The sequence below is a fragment of the Promicromonospora kroppenstedtii DSM 19349 genome (assembly GCF_000515355.1).
In the GTDB taxonomy this organism is placed as follows: Bacteria; Actinomycetota; Actinomycetes; order Actinomycetales; family Cellulomonadaceae; genus Promicromonospora; species Promicromonospora kroppenstedtii.
In genome coordinates this window covers 112,638-116,234 of the sequence record NZ_KI911634.1, presented here as the reverse complement: position 1 = coordinate 116,234, position 3,597 = coordinate 112,638, and the positions used below count along the sequence as shown (strand labels likewise).

Sequence of the window (3,597 nt, the reverse complement as noted above, 5' to 3'; positions counted from 1 at the left end):
GACCGGCTCGCCCTCCGCGCCCTCGGCGGCCACGGGCTCGCCGATCGCGGCCCACTCGTCCGTGACGTCGGTGACCTCGACGCGCAGCATGAACTTCATGCGGTCGAGCCAGCCGGCCAGGCCGGGCGCCGACTCGCGCTCGGTGATCAGCCAGGTGGCCTCGCCGTCGTCCACCACGCCCGCGACGTGCTCGATGTGGCCCTGGGGCGACAGGACGAGCAGCTCCGTGCTGGTCCGGGGCGCGAGGCCCTCGAGCTGCTGCGACGTGATCGAGTGCAGCCAGCTCAGCCGGTCGGGGCCGGCCACGCGGACGATCCCGAGGTGCGACTGGTCGACGACGGCCCCGCCGCGCGACAGCGCGCGCTGCTCGGCCGTCGGGTCGCCGTAGTGCCAGGCGACCCCGGCGTCGGGCCCGGCGGCGGCGACCGCGCCGCGCCGGCTCAGCAGGGGGCTCTCGTAATCCATGCTCACCTCAGGTGCAGCGTCGGGAACGGGCGGGGCATTCCCGCCGGTGTTCGGTTACTGCCGGTCCAGCTCGGCCGAGGCGTAGGAACGCAGCGGCTCGCCGAACGCGGCGAGCTCCTCGACCCACAGCAGCCGGCCCTGGACCAGGCCGTACAGCCGCTTGGAGGCGCGCACCTCGGACGCCGTCGACGTCCGCGCGATCGCGTCCGAGGCGAGGTCGATCCGCCCGTTGCCCGCGGCGCCGATGTAGACGGTGATGCGCCCGGAGGCGTCAGCCACGAGTACCTCGAGCGCGTGCTTGTTCTCCTCGAGCCCCTCGGGGCGGTCGGTGGACACACGCCAGTAGCCGGTCTCGGTCGACCAGACGGTCCCGGGCTCGCCCACCTCGGCGGTCTCAGGCGCCTCGGCCTCGGCGTCCGTCGGGTCCGCCACGGGGGCCGGCCACTCGCCGTCGGCGGGCAGCTTGTCGGGGACGACGCTCTCCAGGACCCGAAGCGTGGACTCGAACCGCAGGTAGGGGCCGCCGTCGTGGTCGAAGACCAGGTCCTGCACGAAGGTCTTCTTGCCGACGCCGGGGTAGTCGATCACACCCTCGCCGCGCCAGCGGCCGACCAGCCACGCCAGCGGGTACACCTCGGGCGAGAGACCGTCCGGGAAGGTGAACGTCATCAGCGCTGGCCGGTGTACAGCTTGTAGACGACGTAGCCGGCGAACCAGGCGACCGCGACTGCGACCGCCACGATGAGGCCGGTGAAGATGAGCTCAAGGGCGTGGATCGACATGGTGCCGATCCTAACGTCCACCGCCTACAGTCGGCCCATGCGCCAGCTCGTGATCAAGACCACCTCAGGCCTGGACCGCCCCGAGGCCACCAACCAGGCCTTCACCGTGGCCGCCGCGGCCGTCGCGTCGGGCGCGGAGGTGAGCCTGTGGCTCACCGGTGAGTCCGCCTGGCTCGCGCTGCCCGGCCGTGCGGCCGAGCTCGAGCTGGAGCACGCGACGCCCCTGCCCGACCTGATCGAGGTGATCCTGTCGGCCGGGACCGTCACGGTCTGCACGCAGTGCGCGGCGCGGCGCGGCATCACCGAGGCCGACGTGCTGCCCGGAGTCCGGATCGCGGGCTCGGCCCTGTTCACCGAGGAGATCCTGCGCGACGGCGCCCAGGCGCTCGTCTACTAGGCGGCGCTCAGGCGCGGACCAGGCCAGACCGCCGGAGCAGCAGGTACAGCTCGCACCCGAGGCACAGCCCGACGACGGCGTTGAGCGCGGCGGCGACGAAGGCCGCCGCGGCCGCGATCGGCACCGCCGGCAGCACACCGAAGAAGCCGAGGATCACGCCCACGCCGGTGACGAACAGGCCGACGCCCTGCGCGAAGCGCGGCGGGCGGCGGTCCTCCATCTCCGTGGGCGGGCCCAGACGCGGCCGCACGAACCGCTTGTAGAGCATGCCCTGCCACGAGCCCTCGGCGCCGCGCACCGTGCCGAGCACGAAGCTCAGCATGATGAACGTCAGCAGCCACAGCCCCGCGGTGCTCGCACCCAGCAGGACGACGGCGGCCAGCAGCACCGCCGTGATGCTCGCCCCGACCCGCGGCCCGCGCGGGTCGATCCCCTTGCTCGCGTTCATGGGCGCGCTTCCCCCTCTGTCTCCAGCGTCCCCTTGGACACCCGGCTCAGCGCCTGCCGCGCCTGGGTGTCGGAGACGACGCCGCTCATCCGGGCGACCTCGCGCCCACCGCCGTCGACCACCAGCACCGTGGGCGTGCGGAGCACGCCGAGGGTGCGCACCAGGTCGAGGTGGTCGTCGACGAGCACCTCGCGGTGCGCGACGCCGTCACCCTTGCCGGCCAGCCCCCCGAGCACCCGTGACGTGGAGCGGCACGCGGCACACACCTCGGCGGAGAACTGCACGAAGGTCACCCGGTCGGCCAGCGCGATCCCGGAGGACGCCCAGTCGATGCCGACCGGGGTCTCACGGGGTGCGCGGACAGCCCCCTGCCGCGCCGACCACCACACGCCGAGCACCGCCGTGCCCAGCACGAGCACGACCAGCGCAATCACCTGTCCCAACATTTAGCCCACCCTGCCGTGCCTCGCTCGTCCAGACAAGTCCTCATCCGCGATATGGATGGGCAATGAGGCCGGTCACAGTGGGGGCACCTGACCTTCTCGGGTGCCCGTCCACATGATTCCCTGGTCTGCACAACCCGTCGGAGCAGTATTTCTGGTGCCGAAACGCCACCCGGCCCGACGAGGCCCCGGTGGTAACGTGCATGCATCCGCATATATAGGAGAATTGTCTAGGATGGAAGTTTTGCCAACTCGAACGTGGAATGGTCTGACCATTCCGGCGGCCGGGGTGTACCAGATCGACCAGAACCACAAGCGGCTCGGCTTCCTCGCCATGCACATGATGGTCAGCCCCGTCCGGGGCGAGTTCGCCGAGGGCACCGCGACGGTCACCGTCGGTGAGGACCCCCTGATGTCGCAGGTCACCTGCACCATCCAGGCGGCTTCCGTGGACACGCACGTGGGCGAGCGCGACACGCACCTGCGCAGCGCCGACTTCCTCGACGTGGAGAACCACCCCACCATCGAGTTCCGCAGCACCGGGTTCCGGATGCGCACCCAGGTGGACCCGATCTTCTCGTGGGCGCGCCTCAAGGCCGGCACCGCGGGCCGGCGGCCGCACGACCCGACCCAGGCGGACGGCTCGTTCACCAAGTTCGTCATGGACGGCCTGCTGACCGTGCGCGGCACGACGCGTCCGGTCACGCTGGAGTGCGAGTTCGGCGGCGTGGGACACGACCCTTACGGACAGGACATCTTCGGCTTCCACGGCAGCTGCGAGATCGAGCGCGAGGAGTGGGGCCTGCTCTGGAACGTCGCGCTCGAGGCGGGCGGCGTCCTGGTCGCCAAGAAGGTCCGGATCGAGATCGCGGGCGAGATGATCCGCCAGTCCTGAGGCGGACCGGGCCGGTCACCTCAGAAGATGACCATCCGGCCCACGACGAACACGAAGATGCCGCACACCGCGACGGGCAGCGCGGCCGCCGAGAGCCCGGCCAGGCGCGCGCCGCGGGCGGGCAACCGCTCCAGCAGCAGGTGCAGCGCACCCACCACGATGCCCGC

The 3,597-nt window shown here is 71.6% G+C and carries 6 protein-coding genes; 2 read left to right on the top strand and 4 right to left on the bottom strand.

Features of this window, described 5'->3' with window-relative positions; genetic code table 11:
• Together PROKR_RS07040 and PROKR_RS07035 are read right to left on the bottom strand one after the other, a co-directional pair.
• Nucleotides 1-465: YgfZ/GcvT domain-containing protein (locus PROKR_RS07040; protein WP_036961075.1), on the bottom strand; the 465-nt coding region annotated here is incomplete at its 3' end.
• 54 nt (nucleotides 466-519) lie between these two features.
• Nucleotides 520-1,134: a heme-binding beta-barrel domain-containing protein gene (locus PROKR_RS07035; protein WP_036961072.1), complete on the bottom strand. Its 615-nt coding sequence runs from the start codon at nucleotides 1,132-1,134 to the stop codon at nucleotides 520-522.
• Nucleotides 1,135-1,284: 150 nt separating this feature from the next.
• Between PROKR_RS07035 and PROKR_RS07030 the strand changes: the two genes are divergently transcribed.
• Nucleotides 1,285-1,644: a DsrE family protein gene (locus PROKR_RS07030; protein WP_036961069.1), complete on the top strand. Its 360-nt coding sequence runs from the start codon at nucleotides 1,285-1,287 to the stop codon at nucleotides 1,642-1,644.
• 7 nt (nucleotides 1,645-1,651) lie between these two features.
• On the opposite strand, the gene PROKR_RS07025 is transcribed toward PROKR_RS07030, so the two are convergent.
• Nucleotides 1,652-2,092: a DUF4395 domain-containing protein gene (locus PROKR_RS07025; protein WP_020017899.1), complete on the bottom strand. Its 441-nt coding sequence runs from the start codon at nucleotides 2,090-2,092 to the stop codon at nucleotides 1,652-1,654.
• Nucleotides 2,089-2,538 carry a thioredoxin family protein gene (locus tag PROKR_RS07020; protein ID WP_157601938.1) on the bottom strand — a complete coding sequence of 150 codons (450 nt, stop codon included), beginning with the start codon at nucleotides 2,536-2,538 and terminating at the stop codon, nucleotides 2,089-2,091. Before PROKR_RS07020 ends, PROKR_RS07025 begins: the two co-directional genes overlap by 4 nt.
• Before the next feature lie 232 nt (nucleotides 2,539-2,770).
• On the opposite strand from PROKR_RS07020, the gene PROKR_RS07015 reads away from it, so the two are divergent.
• Nucleotides 2,771-3,430: a YceI family protein gene (locus PROKR_RS07015; RefSeq protein ID WP_026366138.1), complete on the top strand. Its 660-nt coding sequence runs from the start codon at nucleotides 2,771-2,773 to the stop codon at nucleotides 3,428-3,430.
• The last annotated feature ends 167 nt before the right edge of the window (nucleotides 3,431-3,597 follow it).

Bases quoted from the DNA above. Each gene is read 5' to 3' on its own strand.
- PROKR_RS07035 (WP_036961072.1), bottom strand. From the start codon at position 1,134: ATGACGTTCACCTTCCCGGACGGTCTCTCGCCCGAGGTGTACCCGCTG.
- PROKR_RS07030 (WP_036961069.1), top strand. From the start codon at position 1,285: ATGCGCCAGCTCGTGATCAAGACCACCTCAGGCCTGGACCGCCCCGAG.
- PROKR_RS07025 (WP_020017899.1), bottom strand. From the start codon at position 2,092: ATGAACGCGAGCAAGGGGATCGACCCGCGCGGGCCGCGGGTCGGGGCG.
- PROKR_RS07020 (WP_157601938.1), bottom strand. From the start codon at position 2,538: ATGTTGGGACAGGTGATTGCGCTGGTCGTGCTCGTGCTGGGCACGGCG.
- PROKR_RS07015 (WP_026366138.1), top strand. From the start codon at position 2,771: ATGGAAGTTTTGCCAACTCGAACGTGGAATGGTCTGACCATTCCGGCG.